The 23,690-nt window shown below is 44.0% G+C and carries 18 protein-coding genes and 1 pseudogene; 2 read left to right on the top strand and 17 right to left on the bottom strand.

From position 1 onward, the window contains the following. Window positions 1–28: 28 nt before the first annotated feature. Together M1E93_RS07935 and M1E93_RS07930 are read right to left on the bottom strand one after the other, a co-directional pair. Window positions 29–1,360, bottom strand: a complete 1,332-nt coding sequence (locus tag M1E93_RS07935) for an isochorismate synthase (RefSeq protein WP_104873573.1) — start codon at window positions 1,358–1,360, stop codon at window positions 29–31. 266 nt (window positions 1,361–1,626) lie between these two features. Next, the gene (locus M1E93_RS07930; protein ID WP_140035165.1) at window positions 1,627–2,574 is read right to left on the bottom strand and encodes an IS30 family transposase; all 948 of its coding nucleotides are present in this window, start codon (window positions 2,572–2,574) and stop codon (window positions 1,627–1,629) included. Between the two features lie 670 nt (window positions 2,575–3,244). On the opposite strand from M1E93_RS07930, the gene M1E93_RS07925 reads away from it, so the two are divergent. Next, window positions 3,245–4,234 carry an alpha-xenorhabdolysin family binary toxin subunit A gene (locus M1E93_RS07925; RefSeq protein ID WP_426207256.1) on the top strand — a complete coding sequence of 330 codons (990 nt, stop codon included), beginning with the start codon at window positions 3,245–3,247 and terminating at the stop codon, window positions 4,232–4,234. On the opposite strand, the pseudogene M1E93_RS07920 reads toward M1E93_RS07925, so the two are convergent. Then, window positions 4,217–5,162, bottom strand: a pseudogene (locus M1E93_RS07920) (IS30 family transposase). The gene M1E93_RS07925 and the pseudogene M1E93_RS07920 overlap by 18 nt on opposite strands. A gap of 377 nt (window positions 5,163–5,539) precedes the next feature. On the opposite strand from M1E93_RS07920, the gene M1E93_RS07915 reads away from it, so the two are divergent. Then, complete coding sequence (locus M1E93_RS07915; RefSeq protein WP_426207255.1) at window positions 5,540–6,547, top strand: alpha-xenorhabdolysin family binary toxin subunit B; 1,008 nt, start codon at window positions 5,540–5,542, stop codon at window positions 6,545–6,547. Between the two features lie 53 nt (window positions 6,548–6,600). Here the strand turns inward: M1E93_RS07915 and nuoN are convergent, their stop codons facing one another. The 14 genes from nuoN to M1E93_RS07845 all read right to left on the bottom strand — a co-directional run bounded on the left by nuoN (window position 6,601) and on the right by M1E93_RS07845 (window position 23,267). Then, window positions 6,601–8,064, bottom strand: coding sequence for an NADH-quinone oxidoreductase subunit NuoN (gene nuoN, locus M1E93_RS07910; RefSeq protein ID WP_104873576.1), 1,464 nt, complete (start codon window positions 8,062–8,064; stop codon window positions 6,601–6,603). Between the two features lie 6 nt (window positions 8,065–8,070). Next, window positions 8,071–9,591, bottom strand: a complete 1,521-nt coding sequence (nuoM, locus tag M1E93_RS07905) for an NADH-quinone oxidoreductase subunit M (protein WP_004921104.1) — start codon at window positions 9,589–9,591, stop codon at window positions 8,071–8,073. A 19-nt stretch (window positions 9,592–9,610) separates the two neighbouring features. Next, on the bottom strand, window positions 9,611–11,467 hold the full coding sequence (nuoL, locus tag M1E93_RS07900; protein ID WP_014656259.1) for an NADH-quinone oxidoreductase subunit L: 1,857 nt from the start codon (window positions 11,465–11,467) through the stop codon (window positions 9,611–9,613). Beyond that, window positions 11,464–11,766, bottom strand: a complete 303-nt coding sequence (gene nuoK / locus M1E93_RS07895) for an NADH-quinone oxidoreductase subunit NuoK (protein ID WP_004921109.1) — start codon at window positions 11,764–11,766, stop codon at window positions 11,464–11,466. The genes nuoL and nuoK overlap by 4 nt, the downstream gene beginning before the upstream one ends. Beyond that, on the bottom strand, window positions 11,766–12,311 hold the full coding sequence (nuoJ, locus tag M1E93_RS07890; RefSeq protein WP_004921110.1) for an NADH-quinone oxidoreductase subunit J: 546 nt from the start codon (window positions 12,309–12,311) through the stop codon (window positions 11,766–11,768). Before nuoJ ends, nuoK begins: the two co-directional genes overlap by 1 nt. A gap of 12 nt (window positions 12,312–12,323) precedes the next feature. Then, window positions 12,324–12,866 carry an NADH-quinone oxidoreductase subunit NuoI gene (gene nuoI, locus M1E93_RS07885; protein ID WP_004921112.1) on the bottom strand — a complete coding sequence of 181 codons (543 nt, stop codon included), beginning with the start codon at window positions 12,864–12,866 and terminating at the stop codon, window positions 12,324–12,326. Window positions 12,867–12,880: 14 nt separating this feature from the next. Beyond that, the gene (gene nuoH, locus M1E93_RS07880; protein WP_014656260.1) at window positions 12,881–13,858 is read right to left on the bottom strand and encodes an NADH-quinone oxidoreductase subunit NuoH; all 978 of its coding nucleotides are present in this window, start codon (window positions 13,856–13,858) and stop codon (window positions 12,881–12,883) included. Continuing rightward, window positions 13,858–16,590, bottom strand: coding sequence for an NADH-quinone oxidoreductase subunit NuoG (gene nuoG / locus M1E93_RS07875; RefSeq protein ID WP_071821155.1), 2,733 nt, complete (start codon window positions 16,588–16,590; stop codon window positions 13,858–13,860). Before nuoG ends, nuoH begins: the two co-directional genes overlap by 1 nt. A gap of 90 nt (window positions 16,591–16,680) precedes the next feature. Further along, the gene (nuoF, locus tag M1E93_RS07870; RefSeq protein WP_004921121.1) at window positions 16,681–18,039 is read right to left on the bottom strand and encodes an NADH-quinone oxidoreductase subunit NuoF; all 1,359 of its coding nucleotides are present in this window, start codon (window positions 18,037–18,039) and stop codon (window positions 16,681–16,683) included. Next, window positions 18,036–18,578, bottom strand: coding sequence for an NADH-quinone oxidoreductase subunit NuoE (gene nuoE / locus M1E93_RS07865; protein ID WP_004921124.1), 543 nt, complete (start codon window positions 18,576–18,578; stop codon window positions 18,036–18,038). The genes nuoF and nuoE overlap by 4 nt, the downstream gene beginning before the upstream one ends. Window positions 18,579–18,580: 2 nt before the next feature. Then, a complete protein-coding gene (nuoC, locus tag M1E93_RS07860; RefSeq protein WP_004921126.1) occupies window positions 18,581–20,380 on the bottom strand; it encodes an NADH-quinone oxidoreductase subunit C/D in 1,800 nt (599 codons plus the stop codon). A 73-nt stretch (window positions 20,381–20,453) separates the two neighbouring features. Further along, on the bottom strand, window positions 20,454–21,128 hold the full coding sequence (locus M1E93_RS07855) for a NuoB/complex I 20 kDa subunit family protein (RefSeq protein WP_004921127.1): 675 nt from the start codon (window positions 21,126–21,128) through the stop codon (window positions 20,454–20,456). Window positions 21,129–21,146: 18 nt separating this feature from the next. After that, window positions 21,147–21,590: an NADH-quinone oxidoreductase subunit A gene (locus tag M1E93_RS07850; protein WP_014656263.1), complete on the bottom strand. Its 444-nt coding sequence runs from the start codon at window positions 21,588–21,590 to the stop codon at window positions 21,147–21,149. A 747-nt stretch (window positions 21,591–22,337) separates the two neighbouring features. Then, complete coding sequence (locus M1E93_RS07845) at window positions 22,338–23,267, bottom strand: LysR family transcriptional regulator (RefSeq protein ID WP_014656264.1); 930 nt, start codon at window positions 23,265–23,267, stop codon at window positions 22,338–22,340. Window positions 23,268–23,690: the final 423 nt, after the last annotated feature.

Raw genomic sequence — 23,690 nt, 5'->3', positions numbered from 1 at the left:
AACCAAAAGAAAAATAACCATATTATATTTATGGTTTTTCAGGGGGTTCAAGTAGAGATTTAAGCCCCGCAGCTTTATTTTCAATTTCAATCCATTCTTGTTCCGGATCAGAATCACTGACAATCCCAGCCCCCGAGAACAATGACAACCGTTGATGTTCAATTTGAGCACAGCGTAAGGACACGGCGAACTCACTTTTATTTAAGCTAACGAAACCTCCCGTTCCAGCGTACCAGCGGCGCGAGAAAGGCTCATGTTCCGTTAAAAACTGACGAGCAACCGTTCTCGGCAACCCACATACCGCAGCAGTAGGTTGTAAACGCTGTAAACATTCACTGTCTGAAGGTGACACTAAAGTTGCGGCAATCGAACGATAGAGGTGTTGGATCTTGCGTAGGCGAATCACTTTCGCGGGTGAAACATCAATACCCGTTACAATACCTTGTAACTGCTGGCAAATATCGTCCACGACCACTAAGTTTTCGTGTTGGTTCTTACTGTCTTCCATCAACCATTTTGCTTTTTCAGCAGCAATCGCGTCATCAGGATGATTCGCGACTGTACCTGCAAGTGCCTCCGAATTGAGTTGTGTACCTTGTCGTAGATACAAACGCTCCGGTGTTGAGGACAGAAAACCTGTTTCTTGGCTTAATGCCATCATAAAATGGTAGCATTGAAAATTAACTCGTTGGCTTGCCGCTAAAAATTCCGCCACAGAAACGGGTTGTGACAACGTCAATTTCGTTTCACGCGCCATCACAACTTTTTCCATCTCCCCGGCTCTCATTTTCGTGATAGCTTTATTTAATAGGTGGCACCACTGCGCCTTTTCAGGGAAATGTTCATGACCGATAATTTGTGTATTTAAAGGTGGCAATGTTGCCGCTGGCTTGAGCTGCTTTAAAAATGCGATTGCGGCTAAACGGTCATTTTCACCTTTGATATTAAGATAGACTGATATTGATGAACGAACGCGAAAAATTTCTAAACGCGGTAAAAAGTAAAACGTTGCCTGTTGTTTATCGGCCAATGAAATTCCTTCACCAACCGCGTTCCAGCCATTTAAGCCCCATAAACGCATATCGGGATACTGGGCATGTAAAGACAAAAACTGTTCGGCCTCAGTGATTGCGTTAAATTCATATACGGTTCCCAGAGCGCTACACTCATCCGTTCCCGTGCGCTGATACCAATAGAACTGCGGATAACAGGATTGAGCCGATAGCCAAGCTAACCCAGGAAATGTAGAGTGACCATCCAATTGCCAATGTAGACGTATGAATTCTTGATTGCCCAATGCCAATGTTGACAGTTGATGAAGAATTTCAGTTATTAAATTATCTATTTTTTTATATACCACTTTAGATCCCTACTGCCACACTCAACAAAGACTATCGATAATTATATAGTGCAATATAATTTATTAATACATTGATTATTTCTGACAATAGGTGTTACGCCTCGTAAAATCAAATATGTATTAGTAATTTTTTATTACATCACCAATAAATCACTACGCATCTTATTGTATAGATTAAAAAATTTAACTTTAATTATTTACTTGACTTATATCAATCTTTATCTTCAAGATCACACAAAAGGCGGATTCAAGTCCGAAGTGCAACGCTAAGCCGCCTTTCTTAGCTCCGCAAACACCACCGAAGGTTGTCTGAACCCCAGACACTTGCGTGGCCTGCTGTTCAACGCTCCCTGATAGCGTTGTAAGTCTTCTTCTGTCACTGTCCGCAGGTCTGTTCCTTTCGGGATAAACTGTCTTAACAACCCATTCGTATTCTCGTTCAGCCCACGCTCATGCGAGGCATACGGATGGGCAAAGTACGTATCTGCGTTCAGTGCTTCTGCTATCGCCTTGTGCTCACTAAACTCTAGACCGTTATCGAACGTTATTGTGTGACATACATCCTGATACTCACTCAGCAGTGAGATAATGGCCTTACTGACTTCCACCGCATCCTTTGAAAACACCTTTTTTGTCAGGTAAATACGGCTTTTGCGTTCTGCCAGTGTCACGATAGCACCAGTGCCCTGTTTACCCTGCACCAAATCGGCCTCCCAGTCCCCCAGACGGCTACGGTCATCGACGACTGACGGCCGTAGCTCAATGGATACCGCATCAGGGATGCGCCCTCGTTTCTGCCCGTAGCCCTTACGATATCGCCGTTTGCCCTGCCTAAGATGCCTGTACAACTCGCCACCGCTACGCTTATCCGCATAGATATACTGGTAAATCCATTCATGGCTGACGCTAAGACCAATAATGCTGCCAATTGCACTTATTTGCTCAGGACTCCACTTCCACTCCAGAGCAAATATCACGAAATCTATGGTCTGCTGAGGAATTGTCCTTTTGGCAGATGACAGCCGCCTATCACAGCACTTCTGGTGTGCCTGTTGTGGGTTATAACCAGTATCTGAAGTGTTACGCCTCAGTTCACGGGAGACCGTGGACTTGCTTACACCGATACGGATACCTATCTCATGGCAGGATAAATTATCCTCACGCAGTATCGATATCTGGTATCGTTGTCCTTCGGTTAGTTGCTGATACTTCATACTTACTCGCTCATCTTTGGTCGGAAGAGCAGGATAGCTTATCAGTAGCTAACCGTCCTTCCATCTAACATGACCGAGCGTTGCACTTATTATCTGAATTCGCGAAAACACCATTTTGTTTTTTTACTTGATGGTTATTTGTTAATCATATTTGTACAAAGTAAAATAATCATCATCGGGTAACAATACGGTAAGTATTCAAATACGTCACATCACACTAAAAAAACATTAATTATAATTACGATATTAAAAAATAAAAAAATGATATGACAAAAACAATGCTCGCAGAGTTAATATTTATTAATCACTCTCTTAACGCGTCAAAGAGTGACATAATATTTTTATCTTAGAACATTTAATATAACTTCCTGCACTTTTATGATTAGACATTTCAACATTTAATCATAATGAATTTATTATCGATTATATTAGGTCGTCAATTTATAATATATATTTTCATATTTTAGTATCTACTTTTAGGCGATCCTTAAAGTAATTTATTCTTAACTATACGGGGTAAATGCGAATCTAATGTTTTACCATGGGTGATAAATTGCTTAGAGATAATACTATTTTTAGCTCTATCATTTTTATCGCATCACTCATATTTGTGATTTTCTGTTGTCTACCTTTTATTTCAACCACAATACTTAATTGGAAATGAACCATTATGAGTGAAATAACTTATGACAAAATAATTGAAAAAGAGAATATAGGAGCGGCAACTCTTGCATTATTAACCAACCAAGACCCTCACTCTGCTCGCCCCGCCGGCATTTTTACTCACCAAGATTTAGTGAATATTCATCGATATACCCATTTTGCCCTTTCATTACCAACATCAACATTAGAAATCCATTCATGGCTAAAAATTAATGAATCAACTGATTTACCCATAAAAATTAGCGCACTGACTGAGGTTATTCAATTAATTCACAACCATGCCAGTGGTTGGGATGGTGTCGAACAAGAAGTTAAACAACAATCTATTAATTTATCACTGATTAGTCGAAATATTGTTCAGACTGGAAATCAAATCATTGAATACATTAATGATATGCCTATTATACAGCAAATAGCCAATAGCATTGACGACTTGTCAGCCGAGGCGCTAGATGGGCTTACTTACCAAAATGATGACCAGCAAATTGCCACAGAATTATTAAGCATACTGAATCTCATCCAAGATGATATTAAAATGCAAGCCAATAAAACTTCTAGGATTAAAAATACTATTTCTGACTTTCGAGCACATATTATTGGAGGTGCTTTATCTAATAATCAACATGTTGATTCTTTATTATTTAAAGTTAAGTCAATTTATTTGCAATTAGATTCTATTGATGATATTAATTCTGAATCACATCTTTTTGAGAAAGTCACTTTACTCAAAAAAGAGGTATTAACACTCGAAAAAGAATATGACCATTTTGTTAAGTTAAGCTTTACAGGCCTTGCTGGTGGTTTAATTGGATTACTGATTACAGGAGGGATATTCGGCAGCAAAGCTGAAAAAGTCCGCCATAGAAAAAACGCATTACTTAAAGAAATTGTTGAAATCAATAACAAACTCAATAAAGATCGCTTTATTAAAAAAGTTATTTTTGATATTCAAGGGCGGATTCAAGTCCGAAGTGCAACGCTAAGCCGCCTTTCTTAGCTCCGCAAACACCACCGAAGGTTGTCTGAACCCCAGACACTTGCGTGGCCTGCTGTTCAACGCTCCCTGATAGCGTTGTAAGTCTTCTTCTGTCACTGTCCGCAGGTCTGTTCCTTTCGGGATAAACTGTCTTAACAACCCATTCGTATTCTCGTTCAGCCCACGCTCATGCGAGGCATACGGATGGGCAAAGTACGTATCTGCGTTCAGTGCTTCTGCTATCGCCTTGTGCTCACTAAACTCTAGACCGTTATCGAACGTTATTGTGTGACATACTCCTGATACTCACTCAGCAGTGAGATAATGGCCTTACTGACTTCCACCGCATCCTTTGAAAACACCTTTTTTGTCAGGTAAATACGGCTTTTTGCGTTCTGCCAGTGTCACGATAGCACCAGTGCCCTGTTTACCCTGCACCAAATCGGCCTCCCAGTCCCCCAGACGGCTACGGTCATCGACGACTGACGGCCGTAGCTCAATGGATACCGCATCAGGGATGCGCCCTCGTTTCTGCCGTAGCCCTTACGATATCGCCGTTTGCCCTGCCTAAGATGCCTGTACACTCGCCACCGCTACGCTTATCCGCATAGATATACTGGTAAATCCATTCATGGCTGACGCTAAGACCAATAATGCTGCCAATTGCACTTATTTGCTCAGGACTCCACTTCCACTCCAGAGCAAATATCACGAAATCTATGGTCTGCTGAGGAATTGTCCTTTTGGCAGATGACAGCCGCCTATCACAGCACTTCTGGTGTGCCTGTTGTGGGTTATAACCAGTATCTGAAGTGTTACGCCTCAGTTCACGGGAGACCGTGGACTTGCTTACACCGATACGGATACCTATCTCATGGCAGGATAAATTATCCTCACGCAGTATCGATATCTGGTATCGTTGTCCTTCGGTTAGTTGCTGATACTTCATACTTACTCGCTCATCTTTGGTCGGAAGAGCAGGATAGCTTATCAGTAGCTAACCGTCCTTCCATCTAACATGACCGAGCGTTGCACTTATTATCTGAATTCGCGAAGTACATTTACAGAAGATTGAAGGCTATTTTAAAGATGCAAGATTAGCAGTTGACCATTTAGACTATATGTGGCTTGTTATTTTGACCGAAATTAAGCAGTCAATAGAAACTTTTGCGCGTATTGATAATGCTGCCAACCTTTTAAAGTTTATTGCTCGTTTCAAAAAAATTATCACCGCATGGGCGTCTGTGCAAACTTACTCAGAACAACTCATTGAACTATTTGATATTAAAATGACACATTACTCTCATGCTTAATAAAGGTAATACTATGCACCAAACCGTAAATTTCCCAGTTTTACCTGCTATTGAGTTTTATCAGGTAAGAATGCTCATTAATAAAATTAATAATTTTAATCATAACATTCTAAGTTACGATCCGAGCATTTTTAATCGAATAAAACGGATTGCTACTCAGGCAGAAAGTCTCAATGAGCAAATCAGAAACTCATTGCCAATAATGAAATTAAAAACTCGTTATATCATTGATAGTACGATTAGTGAGCGATTTTCAAGTCAGGATGTTGATGACTTAAAGGGAGGTCAACAGGATTTAGAGTTAACAGAATTTATCGATGACTTTACTGAGCTTAAAAATGAGCTAGAGAAGCTAACAGCACCTTTACGTACCACAAGCGATTATCTATTGGCATTACAATTAGAAGAAGCAAACCACCTTAAAAGTGAGAGCTATCGTAACCTACAAAATCGCCTTTTATTACTGGCTAACAATAATCAAAAGACATTGGATGAGTTTAACCAAGAGTTAATTGCTATTGTTAAAGCTGAAGAAGTTATCTTAAATTACAAGCTAGCGGATTTATTTGAGCATGTTTTTCCTGATATATCGCTCATTGAATCATTAAATATCCCTCCTTCTAAAAAAGATCTGCTAAAAATTGCGATTGCCTGTGCCAAGCGCTTACTCACTATCCTTGACAATGGCTTAGATTTTATAAAATTGGTCAATGTTCGACTCTATTTGGTCGATCAAATCGCTGTTTTAAATGAGAAAAACCAGCAGTTTAAAAAGCGCATTGATAAGCTGACACACCTACTTATGCTCACTAAAGATATTTCAAAAATAGATGAGCAACGACAAGATGTGGCTGCCCATTTTCAGCAGTTACAATCTTATTTAACGCAATGGATTGACTATATGCAGACATGTTTAGACGAGCAGACGTTTAATATCCATAATGCCATCAAATCTTGTGAAGCCTTTATGGACTTTATTAATGAAGCCGAATATCAATATCAGCGCCAATTAGCTGATTAAAAAAAACGGCTACTGAAAAGTAGCCGTTTATTTTACTGTGATGGCGGTGAAGATTAAAGCGGGCTCACAGCCAATACCATATAGGAGAGATTGATAAGCGGTTGCGGCCATACCCCTAGCAGGATCACGATAATTGCACAGATAGCAGCAACAACTGTCCCGAAAGTGGCTTTTTCTGGCCCAGTATAACGATCTGCATGTTCTGCATCACGGCTATACAAGCTTGCCATAAAGCGTAGATAGTAGAATAGACCAATCGCACTACCTAAGACCACGGCACCAGTTAACCACCATAGCTCTGCCTTCACTGCGGAAATAATCACATAGAATTTACCAATAAACCCTAATGTAATCGGTATACCAGCCAGAGAAAGCATCATCACGGTAAGCACTGTCGCAAGTACAGGCTTATGCCAGAACAGCCCGCGAAATGCACTCAAGTCATCTTGGTCATCGCCACGATATGGGCTAGAAATAATGCTGATCACACCAAAGGCGCCCAAACTTGCAAACAGATAGCCGACTAAATAGATAGCGACAGTGACTTGGGAATCTGTTGGGGCGGCGCGTAATGCAACTAAGGCAACCAGCAGGTATCCCATGTGAGAAATGGACGAATAACCAAGTAGGCGTTTGGCACTTTTCTGAGTGATAGCCATCAGGTTACCAAACAGAATCGAAGCAATAGCGACGACGCTAACAACAATCGCCAATGTATTACTTTGAGCAGCAGGCGCTTCCATAAAGATACGCATTAATACTGCAAAGATACCAATTTTACTTCCCGTTGCTAAGAACGCGGATACCGGAGCTGGAGCACCTTGGTAAACGTCTGGAGTCCATAATTGGAATGGGAACAGTGATAATTTAAAACCGAAGCCTACAATCAACATCCCCAAGCCAATCAACACCAATGGCGCATGGATTTGGCTATCAGAAAGACTCTGACCCACAGCCGCAAAGCTTAAGCTGCCTGATTCTGCATACAGTAAGGCGATACCAAAGAGCAAGAAAGAAGAGGCAGCGGCAGATAACAGCATGTATTTGATACCTGCTTCCAGCGAACGTTTACGTTCAAAGGTGTAAGCCACAAGACCGAACAAGGGTAAAGAGATCAATTCAATACCAATGAACATGGATGCCATGTGGTTAGCCATTGAAAGTAAGACGCCCCCTGTTACCGCAATCGCCAGTAACAGATGGAATTCTTCTTTATTATCATTAAAGCCTTCCAACCAATGGAAAGCAAAAATGCTGGTTGCCATACCCGCAATCAGGACCAATGCGCTGTAGAACATCGCATAGCCGTCAACACGAATAAGCGGAGTGACTTCTATTGGCAGACCCTCTGCAATAAAGAACAGAGATAGCAGCGCAACGGCGAAGCCGAATACTGTCAGTGTGGCACTTGTTAGGTGATCGCGTCGCCACGCAATGGACAGCATCACAACCACCGCCGTCAATCCGACGATCAATAGCGGGAGTATTGCGATCAATTGTTGAAGTGTTATTGTCATGGCGAATTACGGCCTTAATGTTGTAAGTGAAGCAGTGTACAAGTTATGTAATGTTTCCATCGCACCCTCTGAAGTATCCAAAATTGGTTGTGGATAGAAGCCAATAATAACCAGTAAAACAGCCAGAGCCAGCAGCACACCAAATTCACGTGCTGTTAACCCTTTCATTTCGCTCTCGGATTTTGGTGTACCGTAGTAGGTTTGTTGCATCATCCACAATGAGTAGACAGATGCGAACACCACACCAAAGACCATGATGCAAGTCACCAGCGTAAATTGGCTGAATGTACCAAACAGGATCATGAATTCACCGATAAAGTTACCTGTGCCCGGCATACCTAAAGTTGCAGCGGCAAAGAACAGTGATAAACCCGGTAACCATTTAATACGTTTCCATAATCCACCCATCATGCGCATATCACGGGTTTGTGTACGCTCATACAACTGCCCGCTGATGATAATTAATGCTGCACCTGACAAGCCATTTGTGATCATTTGGATCACTGCACCTTGGTATGCAAGAACAGAGCTAGCGTAGATTGCCACCGTCACAAATCCCATGTGAGACAAGCTACTGTATGCAGCAAGACGCTTAATGTCTGTTTGTTTAAATGCAAGCCATGCACCGTAGAAAATGCTGATCACACCAAGTGTCATCGCAATAGGTGTAAACTCGATCGATGCTTCAGGGAACAGAGGTAGTGTAAAACGCAACAGGCCGTAAGCCGCTGTTTTCAACATGATACCTGAGATATCCACAGAGCCTGCTGTTGGCGATTGCTCTTGGGTATCCGCCATCCAACCGTGGAATGGCACTAATGGCATCTTAACCGCAAAGGCAATAAAGAAGCCTAACATTAGCATAAAGCCAACGGTGCTAGACATCTGAGTACCAAGCAACTCATTGTAGTTAAATGTCCACACAGAGGTGTCGCCGAAGTGGACTAATGCTAATCCAACAATCGACACCAACATAATCAAGCCACTCGCTTGTGTGTAGATAAAGAACTTAGTGGCAGCGTTAATATGCTGTCTGTTTTCTGCTCCTTTGTGCCCCCAGTTAGCAATCAGGAAGTACATTGGGATTAACATCATTTCCCAGAAGAAGAAGAACAAGAACAGGTCAACCGCCGTAAAAATCCCCATCACACCTGCAATAATCCACAGCAGGTTAAAGTGATAAGCACCTTGGTTGGCTTGGTTTTCACTCCACGAACTGAGGACTGAGAAAGCCCCCATGATCGCGGTTAGTACCACCATTAACAGTGATAAGCCATCAATCGCCAGATGGAAATTAATACCCAGCATTGGGATCCACGGCATTGAATATTCCACTTGCCATTGTGGAACACCTTGTGGATTTACCAGAGAGTAATCTCCCTGTAGCCATAACAAGATTGATAATATTAATGTTATTCCCATTGAAGCCAGCGCAACCCAACGTGGTGCGCGGTGGCTAAACCGGTCAGCCTGCCAGCTTAGCAGGCCACCGATGAAGGGAATGAGTATTAGCCAGGGTAATAGCATGGCGCAATGTGTCCCTTAATTAAACCAAAAGCAGCAGAGCAAGAATCAGCACTGCACCCAGCCCCAATGAGGCAACATACCAACGGACCTGACCGTTCTCACTAATTGCCAACCCTTTGTTTGCCCAACGAGACAAGCAGGCAGGTAGGTTCATCAATGAGTTCACAGGATCGCTTTCCAGTAGCCATGCAACACCCTTGAAAGGTTTTACAAAGACAACGTCATACAGCCAGTCGAATCCCCACGCATGATACCACCATGTTGAGAAGAAACGGCCTGGTGCACTTTTCGCGATAACTGTGGCGATAGAGCGTCTGTACAGATAAATGAATGCCACAATCAACAGTCCGATAACAGCAAGGCTACCTGAAAGCATCTCCAACTGTAGCTTACCAGCTTCATGCTCCAGTGGATTAACAGGGAATACGCCTTCTAACGGCTGGTGAATCTGCGCACCAATAAATGTCGCTAAAATTGCCAAAATGCCCAATGGTATGGAGTGAGTAAATCCTTTGACCTTGTGCGCTTTAATTTTCGCTTCGCCATGGAAGGCGATGAAAATCATACGGAAAGTATACATTGCTGTCAGTAGTGCACCGATGAGGCCAGCCCATAAGAGAACCGTTTGGCCATCCACTTCTGCACCCCACAAAATAGCGTCTTTACTGTAGAAACCGGCCGTGAATAGAGGTAGTGCAGCCAGTGCACTTCCGCCGATTAACATCACCGTATAGACGTATGGAATTTGCTTACGCAATCCACCCATTTTGAAAATATTTTGTTCGTGATGACAAGCAATGATCACCGAACCTGCTGACAAGAACAACAGCGCTTTAAAGAAGGCGTGCGTCATCAGGTGGAAAATAGCTGCATCCCACGCCTGAACACCTAGAGCCAAGAACATATAACCAATTTGGCTCATGGTTGAGTAGGCCAATACACGTTTGATATCGGTTTGAACCAATGCTGCACAGCCTGCTAACAACAGGGTGACACCGCCCACAATGCCGACCAGATGTAAGATTTCTGGTGCCATCAAGAACAACGCATGGGTACGAGCAACAAGATAAACACCCGCAGTTACCATGGTTGCTGCGTGGATCAGAGCAGAGACCGGAGTTGGACCCGCCATCGCATCGGCTAGCCATGTCTGAAGTGGTAATTGAGCAGATTTACCTACCGCACCACCTAAGATCATTAAGGTTGCCCATGTGATTGCACTGCCACCTTCTGCCATTTTTTGTGGTGCCATTACAGCCATTTCGCTGAAGTTCAAAGTACCGAGTTCATTCCACAGAATAAACATACCGATAGCTAAGAACACGTCACCAACACGCGTAATGAAGAAGGCTTTCATTGCCGCTTTGCCGTTATCTGGATTGGTGTAGTAGAAACCGATCAACAGGTAACTGCACAGCCCTACCCCTTCCCAACCGAGATACATCAGCATCATGTTATCGGCGAGTACTAAAACCACCATGCTCGCGATGAACAAGTTAGTGTAAGTAAAGAAGCGTGAATACCCTTCCTCACCACGCATATACCAAGAAGCATAAACGTGGATCAGGAAGCCAACGCCCGTTACAACACCTAACATCGTCAGTGAGAGGCCATCAAGGCGAATCGTAAACGGGATATTGAAATCTCCCACTGACATCCAAGTCCAAAGCAGATCGGTGTACGGAGGATATGCACCATTTGCAAGTACAGGTTGTTCTAAAAACTCAATACCCGCATACAATGCAACAACCGCTGCAAGGCCGACGACTCCAGCCCCAATAATAGCTGAAACATTTTCTGACCAACGACCGCGGGAAAATGCTAATAGCACTGACCCCAGAAGCGGAAACAGAATTGTTAAATAGAGTAAATTCATCCGCGCATCTCACTGACTTTATCAATATTCAGGTTCTGACGATGACGATGGAGTTGCAGTAACAACGCCAATCCAATACTCGCCTCCGCTGCAGCCAGTGCAATTGCCAGAATGTACATTATCTGGCCGTCTGGTTGCCCCCAAAAACTCCCAGCGACCACAAAAGCGAGCGCTGTTGAGTTAATCATGATTTCCAGTCCGATCAGCATGAAAAGCAAGTTGCGGCGGATAACAAGGCAGCTTAGCCCCATCACAAACAAAATAGCCGCTAAAATCAGACCATGTTGAAGAGGTATCATTATTGTTCCTCCGCTTTCGCTTTCGCATTGCTAACAAGATCAGCACTGTTTTCAGTACGGTCACGACCTACGTGGAACGCAACTACTAAGCCTGCTAGCAGTAACAATGATGCCAATTCAACCGCTAGGACATAAGGTCCAAACAAGCTAATTGCCACCTCTTTCGCACTAATCACCGTGCCAGTAATACCGTCTTGGTATGACAGGCTGGTAATGCCGTAAACCAGAAGTGCCAGCAATACTGCAGATAACAGTGCCGGCCCAATCCAGTTTTTCGGTGCCAGCCATTCACGCTCTTGCTCTTGAACAGAGCGCCCAAGGTTGAGCATCATCACCACGAAAACGAACAGTACCATGATGGCACCCGCGTATACGATGATCTCCAAAGCCCCCGCAAAGTATGCGCCGAGCGAGAAGAACACCATAGACAGTGCCAGCAGAGAAACAACCAGATACAACAACGCATGTACCGGGTTAGTATTGGTTATCACCCTCAAAGTCGCTAAAACAGCAACCAGACCGGCGATATAAAATGTAAATTCCATGAATATCGCTCCTTATGGCAACAGGTCTTTGACGTTAATTGGTTTGGCTTCGTTATCCGCTTCACCTTTGTCTTTACCTGCAATCGCCATACCCGATTTACGGTAAAAGTTATAATCAGGATATTTACCCGGACCTGAAATTAATAAGTGATCTTTTTCATAAACAAGATCTTGACGACGCCATTCACCCATTTCAAAGTCAGGTGTTAATTGGATTGCCGTTGTTGGGCAAGCCTCTTCACACAACCCACAGAAAATGCAGCGTGAGAAGTTAATGCGGAAAAATTCAGGATACCAACGCCCATCCTCATGCTCCGCTTTTTGCAGTGAGATACAGCCCACTGGGCAAGCAACCGCACATAAGTTACAGGCAACACAACGCTCTTCACCGTCTGGGTCACGGGTTAATACGATACGACCACGGTAACGGGGCGGCAGGTAAACTGGCTCTTCGGGATACATTTGCGTTTCACGTTTTTGGAACGCATGCAAACCGACCAACCAAATACTGCGTACTTGAGTGCCGAAACCGACCAATAAATCTTTCAATGTCATGGTTCAATCACCCCTTACTGAGCGTTGTATAAAATAACTGCTGCGGTACCCAGCAGGTTAAGCAGAGTCAGCGGCAGGCAGATTTTCCAACCGAAAGACATCACTTGGTCATAACGTGGGCGTGGTAAAGATGCACGGATCAGGATAAACATCATCATGAAGAAGGCAGTCTTAATCGCAAACCACAGGAATGACGGCAAGAAAGGTCCATGCCAGCCACCAAAGAACAGCGTTACAATCAAGGCAGAGACTGTAACAATACCGATATACTCACCAACGAAGAACAGGCCGAATTTCATACCTGAATATTCAACGTGGTAACCATCCGCAATCTCTTGTTCAGCTTCTGGTTGGTCAAACGGGTGACGGTGACATACCGCAACACCTGCAATCGCAAACGTCACAAAGCCAAAGAATTGAGGAATGATGTTCCACATACCTTTCTGAGCGTCCACAATATCAATCAAATTGAAAGAGCCTGCTTGAGCCACAACCCCCATCAATGAAAGACCTAAGAACACTTCGTAGCTCACCGTTTGTGCGGAGGCACGCATCGCACCTAGCAGTGAGTATTTGTTGTTACTTGACCAACCAGCAAACAGAACGGCATAAACCGCAAGACCTGCCATCATCAGGAAAAATAAGATCCCGATATTCAGGTCAGCGACATACCATGTTGGGCTGACAGGTACGATAGCAAAAGCGAGGAACAGCGAACAAAACGCAATCACAGGTGCTAACGTAAAGATTTTTTTGTCTGCAAACTGTGGGATCCAGTCTTCTTTGAACAACATTTTGAACATGTCGGCCATTAACTGCCCCATGCCGAATGGTCCAACGCGGTTAGGGCCATAACGATTTTGGAATAAACCGAGAATACGGCGTTCACCCAAACTCATGTATGCCCCACAGATCACAACAACCAATAGGATGACAATCGATTTAAGGACGGAAACCAAAATTTCCATCACTTCTGGGGATATCCAATCCATCATGCCCCCCTCCGCAGATTATTGACTGATACACCCGCCATGGCTGGTGCAATACCTGGCATACCCAATGGCAGACCGATTTGACCACTCGACAGATTTTTACTCACACGCACCGTCAGATTAAAGGTTTGTCCTTCATAACTGAACTCCGCTTGAGTACCTGCTGCAAGGCCAATCGCCGCGGCATCTTTTTCATTCAACATGATATAAGGTTCCGGCATGCGCTGCTGGATCACCTCAGAGCGTTGTGACATCTCATCACTGCCGAACAAGTGATAGTAAGGCGCAACCACCCATTGAGCTTCAGTCGCCTGATAAGCCGCTGGGATCTCCGTGAAATAACCCAGTTTACCTTCTGTTGAATTAAACAAACGAACGCCCGGATCACCAAAACGCAGATGGCCACCCACTTCACTTTGGAATTTGTTCCAAGCTTGTGGTGAGTTCCAACCTGGTGCCCATGCAAATGGAATTTGCTGACGTGGTGCCGTTGGGCTGTTGTTCCCTTCCATAGAGAACGCAAACGCCGTGTCTTTATCTTGCGGTTGGCGCTGTTCATGAACCGATTGATTCGCTAGCATCGCCGTACGCCCACTATAACGGTGTGGCTCACGAGCAAGTTTCTGACCACGAATACGGAAAGATGCTTTTGGTGCCGCATCGACAATACCTTCAAACTGAGGTAACGCAGCCACACAATCCGCAATAACATGATCAAGCTGAGACCAATCTGCATCACGTGCTTGCGCTTCTGTTTGCAGTGAATGCAACCAGCGCCAGCTTTCGTTCATGACGATAGATTTATCGTAGAAAGATGGGTCAAAGACTTGGAAGAAGCGTTGAGCGCGACCTTCTTGGTTGATCAAGGTTCCATCTGCTTCCGCAAAACTTGCCGCAGGTAATACCAAGGTGGCTTTATCCATAATGGCAGTATGTTGATGATCCGCCACAATGAGGTGCTTCAGTTTCGCCAATGCACTATCGACAGCGTTAACACTGCTATGACGGTAAAGGTCATTTTCCATCACAATAGCGACATCGACTTCATTTGCATTAATGCGCTCAAATGCACTATCCAACGGCTGTGCTTTCATCATTGCGAGACCAAAACTATTCGCGTGGGAAGCAAGGTAAGATAGCCCCACTTGAGCACCTTTTGCTTTGAGTGCAAACGCAACGTTAGCAGCCGCTTGGATCATCGCATCGCTTGCTGAGTGGCTACCACTGATAATCAATGGTTTTTTCGCACTGGCCAGCGCTTGAGCAATGGTTTCAACTTTAGCTCGTAAATCAGCAGGTAAATCTGTTACAGCCGGTGCATCACCATTAATCATGTTCGCAATAGCGAAACCAAAACGCGCTTGGTCTGCAACAGGAGCACGGTAGTTAAATGCCGCGATATCATCTAAACGCGTATCATCAACGTTAGTGATAAACAGAGGGTATTTCGCGTGTTGGCCGATATTCATGATCGCCGCTATTTGCCAGTCTGCCACTTTTTGGGCCGCTGCCATTTCACGAGCTTTACCTTTAACGGCTTGGCGAACCGAGAGTGCCATACGAGCACCCGTCTGAGTTAAATCTTCACCCAGAACCAATACTGCATCGTAATCTTCCACTTCGCGTAAGCTTGGTGTATAGATCCCCCCGTTTTGCAGAATGTTGTGCATCAATTCAAGGCGACGCTGTTCATCTGCCGAAACACCTGAGTAGAAGTTTTCCGCGCCAACTAATGCACGGAGTGCATAGTTACTTTCGACACTGGCACGTGGAGAGCCGATACCAATCACTTTTTTCGCTTGATTGATGATCTGTGCACCACTTTGCATCGCTTCAATGGCTGAAATCACTTGTTTCACGCCATCTTTATTTAACAGTGGCTGGCGAGGTCTATCTTTACGGTTAACATAACCATAGCCAAAGCGCCCACGGTCACACAGGAAATAATGGTTTACTGAGCCGTTGTAGCGGTTTTCAATACGGCGTAATTCACCATAACGTTCACCTGGGCTAGTGTTACAACCGATGCTGCACTGTTGGCAGATCCCCGGTGCAAACTGCATATCCCATTTACGGTTATAGCGTTCTGAATGTGTTTTATCGGTAAATACCCCCGTTGGACACACTTCAACTAAGTTACCGGAGAATTCACTCTCCAGAGTGCCATCTTCAGTACGACCGAAGTAGACATAGTTGTGTGCGCCATACACGCCTAAATCCGTACCATCTGCGTAATCTTTGTAATAACGCACACAACGATAGCAGGCAATACAGCGGTTCATTTCATGGTTAATGAAAGGCCCCAGATCCTGATTGATGTGAGTACGCTTGGTAAAACGGTATTTACGCATATTATGACCGGTCATTACCGTCATATCTTGTAAATGACAGTTGCCCCCTTCCTCACAGACTGGACAGTCGTGTGGGTGGTTGGTCATTAGCCATTCCACAACACTTTCACGGAATTGTTTGGCCTCTTCATCATCGATAGAGATGTAAGTCCCTTCCGTTGCCGGTGTCATACAAGACATCACGAGACGACCACGAGTGTCATCCGCGTTTTGATATTGCTTAACCGCACACTGGCGGCAAGCGCCAACGCTTCCCAGCGCCGGATGCCAGCAAAAATAAGGAATATCTAGCCCCAGAGAAAGGCAGGCTTGTAACAGGTTTTCAGACCCGTTTACATCATATTCTTTGCCGTCTACATATATTGTAGCCATAGTCAGCATGCTTCCCAAAGGCCCGCTCAACAGCAGGCGTTAATCAAAAATACGTTCTTCGTGAAAATCGATTTTTGCGGTTGCTCATTCGCAAAAATATTACCAACGCTGTTTTAATAGGTTGGGCTGGATACCGGCTATCTGAGCAATATTGCGCAGATCTTTTTGCGAGATACCCGCTTCGAATTCTTCACGGAAATATTTGATGGCGCTCTGTAATGGCTCTACCGCACCCGGTGCGTGAGCGCAGAAAGTTTTACCCGGACCTAAGAAACGGCAAAGTTGCTCTAATGTTTCAATATCGCCCGGCTGCCCTTCCCCTTTTTCTAACGCCTGCAAAATTTTCACGCTCCATGGCAAACCATCACGGCAAGGCGTACACCAGCCACAGGATTCACGAGCAAAGAAAGTTTCAAGGTTACGAACCAGAGACACCATGTTGATTTCATTATCCACGGCCATCGCTAACGCAGTACCTAAACGGCTCCCTGCTTTACCGATAGATTCAAAATCCATTGGTAAATCAAGATGATCGCCAGTTAAAAAGTCAGTACCCGCGCCGCCGGGTTGCCATGCTTTTAATGTCAGTCCATCACGCATCCCACCTGCATAATCTTCCAACACTTCGCGTGCTGTTGTGCCAAATGGCAATTCCCATAAGCCTGGATTTTTCACTCTGCCTGAAAAGCCCATCAGCTTGGTGCCCGCATCTTTACTCTTGCCAGCACTGAGGTTGATATACCATTGCTCACCATGCTCTAAGATGGCAGGAACGTTACAGATAGTTTCAACGTTGTTTACGCAAGTAGGTTTACCCCATGCACCTGACGTTGCAGGGAATGGTGGTTTTGAACGTGGGTTCGCGCGACGCCCTTCAAGGGAGTTAATTAATGCCGTTTCTTCACCACAGATATAACGACCAGCACCGGTATGCACGAACAGTTCAAAGTCAAAGCCTGAACCTAAAATATTTTTACCGAGTAACCCAGCCGCTTTCGCTTCTTCGATGGCGCGACGTAGGTGTTTGGCCGCCTCAACATATTCACCGCGTAGGAAGATATAACCACGATAAGCTTTTAGCGCATAAGCCCCGATGATCATGCCTTCAACTAAAAGGTGAGGCAGTTGCTCCATCAAAAGACGGTCTTTATAGGTGCCTGGCTCCATTTCATCCGCATTACATAAAAAGTAACGCAGTTTCATGTTTTCGTCTTTTGGCATCAGGCTCCATTTCAGACCAGTGGAGAAACCTGCACCGCCGCGGCCTTTTAGCCCAGCGTCTTTGACAAGGCTAACCACCTCGTCGGGTGCCATGCCTTTAAGTGCACGTTCAACACCTTTATATCCATTCTTACTACGATACTCATCCAGCCAAACAGGTTGTTTGTCATCACGCAAACGCCATGTCAACGGATGTGTTTCCGCAGTACGGATCACTTGTTTAAAGGAGTTTGTCATGGATACTGCTCCAGTAACTTTTTAATATCTTCAGGCTGTACGTAGCTGTGAGTGTCCTCATCAATCATCATAGTAGGACCCTTATCACAGTTACCCAAACAACAGGTTGGTAGCAGCGTAAAGCGGCCATCTGCCGTTGTTTGCCCTGGACGAATATTTAACTGATTGATAATTTCAGCTTCTAATCCTTGGTATCCCGTAATATGGCAAACCACACTATCGCAATAACGAATAATGTGGCGTCCTACAGGTTGACGGAAGATTTGGCTATAGAATGTCGCCACACCTTCTACATCACTCGCGGGGATACCTAGTACTTCGGCAATCGCGTAAATAGCACCGTCTTCAACCCAGCCACGGTTTTTTTGCACAATTTTTAGTGCTTCAATTGAGGCAGCACGCGGGTCTTCATAGTGGTGTTTTTCACCTTCGATTTCAGCACGCTCGGCTTCCGTTAAAACGAAACCGTGCTGTGTTTCTTGCGGTTCAAAAACATTTACGCCATCAAGACTGGTCTGCTTATTATGTTCATTATGCATGGTTAGCGATCCACATCCGACATTACAAAATCGATACTACCCAGATAGACAATCAAGTCGGAAACCAGACTACCTTTGATCACCGCTGGAATTTGCTGCAAATGCGCATAGCTCGGTGTACGAATACGAGTACGGTAGCTCATTGTGCTGCCATCACTCGTTAGGTAGTAACTGTTAATCCCTTTAGTTGCTTCGATCATCTGGAATGATTCATTCGCAGGCATAACTGGACCCCAAGACACTTGTAAGAAGTGGTTGATCAGGGTTTCAATATGCTGCAACGTCCGCTCTTTCGGTGGCGGCGTCGTCAATGGGTGATCGGCTTTGAAAGGCCCTTCTGGCATATTCTTCAAACATTGTTCAAGAATACGCATACTTTGGCGGATCTCTTCCACTTTGATCATCACACGGTCATAACAGTCACCGTTGTGAGCAATAGGAATATCAAACTCAAAGTTTTCGTAGCCTGAATACGGACGCCATTTACGCACGTCAAAATCAAGACCTGTCGCACGTAAACCAGCACCAGTAACCCCCCAAGCCAAGGCTTCTTCTTTTGTATAAGCAGCAACCCCGATTGAACGGCCTTTCAAAATGGTGTTTTTCAGTGCTGTCGTGACATAAGAGTCGAGGCGTTTTGGCAGCCAATCTAATAATTCACGTAGTAATTTATCCCAACCGCGTGGTAGGTCATGCGCAACACCACCGATACGGAACCAAGCTGGGTGCATACGGAAACCGGTAATGGCTTCAACGACGTTGTAAACTTTTTGGCGGTCTGTAAACGCAAAAAACACAGGGGTCATTGCGCCGGAGTCTTGAATATAGGTACTGATATAGAGTAAATGGCTGTTAATGCGGAACAGCTCAGATAGCATCACTCGGATCGTTTTCACGCGATCAGGAACTTCAATGCCCGCCAGCTTTTCAACGGCTAACACATAAGGCATTTCATTCACACAACCGCCAAGGTATTCAATACGGTCAGTATAAGGAATGTAGCTATGCCAAGACTGACGCTCACCCATTTTTTCAGCACCACGATGGTGGTAACCGATATCTGGTACGCAGTTTACGATTTCTTCACCATCTAGCTGCAACACAATACGGAAGGCACCGTGTGAAGAGGGATGGTTAGGTCCTAAGTTAAGGAACATGAAGTCTTCGTTTTCATTACCACGCGCCATGCCCCACTCTTCTGGTTTGAAAGTTAGTGCTTCCATTTCCAGATCTTGTTTTTGCTTAGTTAGCTCAAATGGGTCAAATTCTGTAGCGCGCGCTGGGTAGTCTTTACGTAATGGGTGACCTTCCCAGCTTGGTGACATTAGCAGGCGGCGTAAGTTTGGGTGACCTTGGAAGGTAATACCAAACATATCCCACACTTCTCGCTCGTACCAGTTAGCATTTGGGAACAGTGACACGATAGAAGGTACATTCAGGTCTTTCTCATTTAATGCGACCTTCAACATGATATCGCGGTTGCGATCAATCGAGATGAGGTGATAGAAAACACTAAAGTCTGCCTCTGGCAAACCTTGTCTATGTATTCTCTGACGCTCATCCACCCCATGCAAGTCAAATAACATGACATAAGGTTTTGGCAATTTTTTCAAAAAGTCTACGACTTCCAGTAACTGCTCACGTCTTACCCAAATAACTGGCATTCCAGTACGGGTAGCTTGAACAGAAAAGGCATCCGGGCCAAATTGGTTGCGCAGTTCCAGAAGCACAGGATCATTTAAATGTTCCTGTGTCTGCCATCCTGGCAGGGTACTCTCTTGCGCTATCTGATCTGTCATCATTCTTCACCATAACGCTTGATCAGGTTTATCATTTCGCAACACATTGCTCTGTTACGCTGTATGGCTTTAAGCCTTAAATTTCGTCTGGGGTTCGCAAGTTAGTCACTGCGATACGTTCACCGTGCTTTCTTTCTCTTTCTGATTGCATATTGGCACGATAAACCCCCTGATCACCAACAACCCACGATAGCGGACGACGCTCTTTACCGATGGATTCCTGTAACAGAAGCAGAGCTTGCATATAAGCTTCAGGACGTGGTGGGCAACCGGGAATATAAACATCCACAGGAATAAATTTATCTACACCTTGGACGACAGAATAAATGTCATACATACCGCCAGAGTTAGCACATGAACCCATGGAGATGACCCATTTTGGTTCAAGCATCTGGTCATAGAGACGTTGAATGACGGGAGCCATTTTCGTAAAGCAGGTTCCTGCAACGACCATAAAGTCGGCTTGACGAGGTGAAGCACGGAGAACCTCTGCCCCAAAGCGGGCTACGTCATGAACTGCTGTGAACGACGTCACCATTTCAACATAGCAACATGAGAGACCAAAGTTATATGGCCAAAGAGAATTTTTGCGCCCCCAGTTAACGACATCGTGTAAGGCATGAGAAAGTTTACCCATGTAAACACTGTTTTTAACTTGCTGCTCAAGTGGATCGGTAACGATTTCTTGAGTTTGCAGGGGATAACGGTCGTTCTCACCGTTCGGATCTATGCGGGTGAGCGTATAATCCATTGTATAATGCCTCGCTTGTTACTGCGGATGACGATTGCTGATTTTAATAACTTCACTAGGACCTTTAACTGCGCGACGTGAACGGACAGGAGTCCAATCCAATGCACCAACGCGAACCAGATAAAACAGTCCAGCCAACAATACCAAAATGAAAATTGCTGCTTCGATAAAGCCTAACCAACCGACTTCACGGACGGCTACAGCCCATGCAAACAGGAACATGGCTTCCACATCGAAGACAACGAAGAACATGGCAACCAAGTAGAATTTCGCCGACATCCGAAGACGGGCACTCCCTACTGAATCAATACCTGATTCATAAGGTACGTGTTTTGTTCTGGCTTTGGCACGGCTGCCGAGGAAATGACCAGCGACCAACATAAACGAACAAAGGGCGATGGCGCCGACAAAGAATATCGCAAAGGCCCAGTTATGGGCTAACGCTAGGATAGATTCAGACATACTCGTTGCTTACTCATTACACATGGTGCGTGAATCTGCTCTTAACGGCAGTATTACACCATAATTGCCCAGTTAACCGAGAAGAAAGACCAAAAATCATCACCAAACATAAAAAAGCAGTCTGAAGACCGTGTTTGGTTTGTCCTCTCTCCGACTATTTATTTTGCTCAACTTAAGCAAAATAACCCGTACTTGCTACAATTCGTTGACCTACCAAAAACAAGATTGCAACAAAAAGTACTCAAAATCAGCTAAAACGTGTCAGTGTGTAAATACACACAATAAACGCAATGACTAGTCTAACTGATTATTCGCTTTTACTACACTATTATCTCAGGAAAAACCTGTCTTACCAGATGAAAACTTGCTCTTTTTATTTGATCTAGCGCACAGTTTTATTGAAAATTTGCTCATACTGTTTACAGAATATTCAAATTTAGTCTAAGTCACATTAACTGTTTTTTATTCACTAAATCAAGTAACTGTCTGACTAAGCAGTCCTATTTTATCAATTCAGCAAAATATGATTGTTAACAAGATAACAATTTTGTAACTAAAAAATGAAATTCATGTTCTGCCATCTACATCACAATTATTTCACGTAATATTATTTTAAACCATACTTATTAAGTGGTTACTTTGTCCTTTTTTGCCCCGTTTTGCTCAAAAAAAAACCGCGAAGTTATCGCGGTTTTTTCCATTGAGTTTGTACTAATCAATTAATAATCATCAAATAATTATTGGTGCTTAAAATGACCCTTCACTTTCGTTAACAATGACATCGTCACTGGTAGGTGCAACAGCATAAGGGATCTTTTTGTTTTCAATTGCACTAAATACTGTTAACACTGAATCCTTTTGTTCATCAGCATTTTTATACAGCCAATATTGGATATCAGGCAAACGAGGCAGACCATCCGTTTCATTTAAAATGCGCAGATCCGCATTTTGCATTTCCATCGGTCGCGCTGTCACGCCGACTTCTGCATTTACAGCCGCTCTGACAGCAGGAAGTGATGCTGCTTCATACGCAATATGCCATGCAAGCCCCGCATTATCTAAAGCATCAGTACTCAGTTTGCGGTATGGGTTTGTTTCATCCATAACTACTAATGGAATCGGCTCATTAGCGCGCAACTGGAAATCAGGGGCACTGTGCCATAACACCGGTACTGTTCTTAATGCTGTTTTTGGATGATGGCTAATACGCGCCGTCGTCAAAGCTAAATCAATCTCATGATTATCTAGCATCGACTCAATAAATTGTGCGCGTTTGATCCTGACTTCAACAGCAAGACGCGGGAAAATAGACGCAATACGGTTGAGTAAAAATGGGAGTAAGATATCAACCGTATCATCGGATGCACCTATTCTCAATTCACCTTCAGCGTCGTTATACGTCAATGATGCTGTTGCGTCATCATTTGCACGCAAAATTTGTCTTGCGTAGCCGAGTAATTGTAAACCATGTGCGGTGAGTAATTTATTCCTCCCGTGGCGAGCAAATAACTCACGACCGACTAATTGTTCTAAGCGTTGCATTTGCTGACTGACAGCAGACTGGGTTCGACATACTGCAGCAGCAGCGGCAGCAAATGTATTTAGATCGGCAACTGCGACAAATGTCCTCAGTAGGTCCAGATCAAGGTTCATTATTGGACGATTGGAATTTATCATCTTTAATTCTCTTATATAATTTTATGTTACCTGGTGTTCCTGCTCTCCTCCTTGAGATCAGCTTGTTTAATTACTGAAATAACTTGCTTGATGTTTATCTAATCCTTAGACTCACATTTATTACACTTTATCCGAGTGGGACAATCTTAAAATGAACGTTCCACCGAACGACAAAGAAGCATGTTAACCAATCGATTTAATTTAAATCGTAAAAACAACCTTCTTATTTGCCGTCCTCTAAATACTAACATATTTAATGTAATTGCAATTATTTTAATGTAAATGCCTTTAAACATGTACTCACGCCCTAACTCAAACGTTTATTTTTCAGTTAGTTATAGTTTTATCATTCATTTTTATTCATTATTTTCTCACTAGAACAATCAATATTACTAACAAAAAGAGCTAATTTCTGTTGAAATT

The organism is Providencia sp. PROV272 (assembly GCF_049901975.1).
GTDB classification, from domain to species: domain Bacteria; phylum Pseudomonadota; class Gammaproteobacteria; order Enterobacterales; family Enterobacteriaceae; genus Providencia; species Providencia stuartii.
This window is presented reverse-complemented; position numbering and strand designations above follow the sequence as displayed.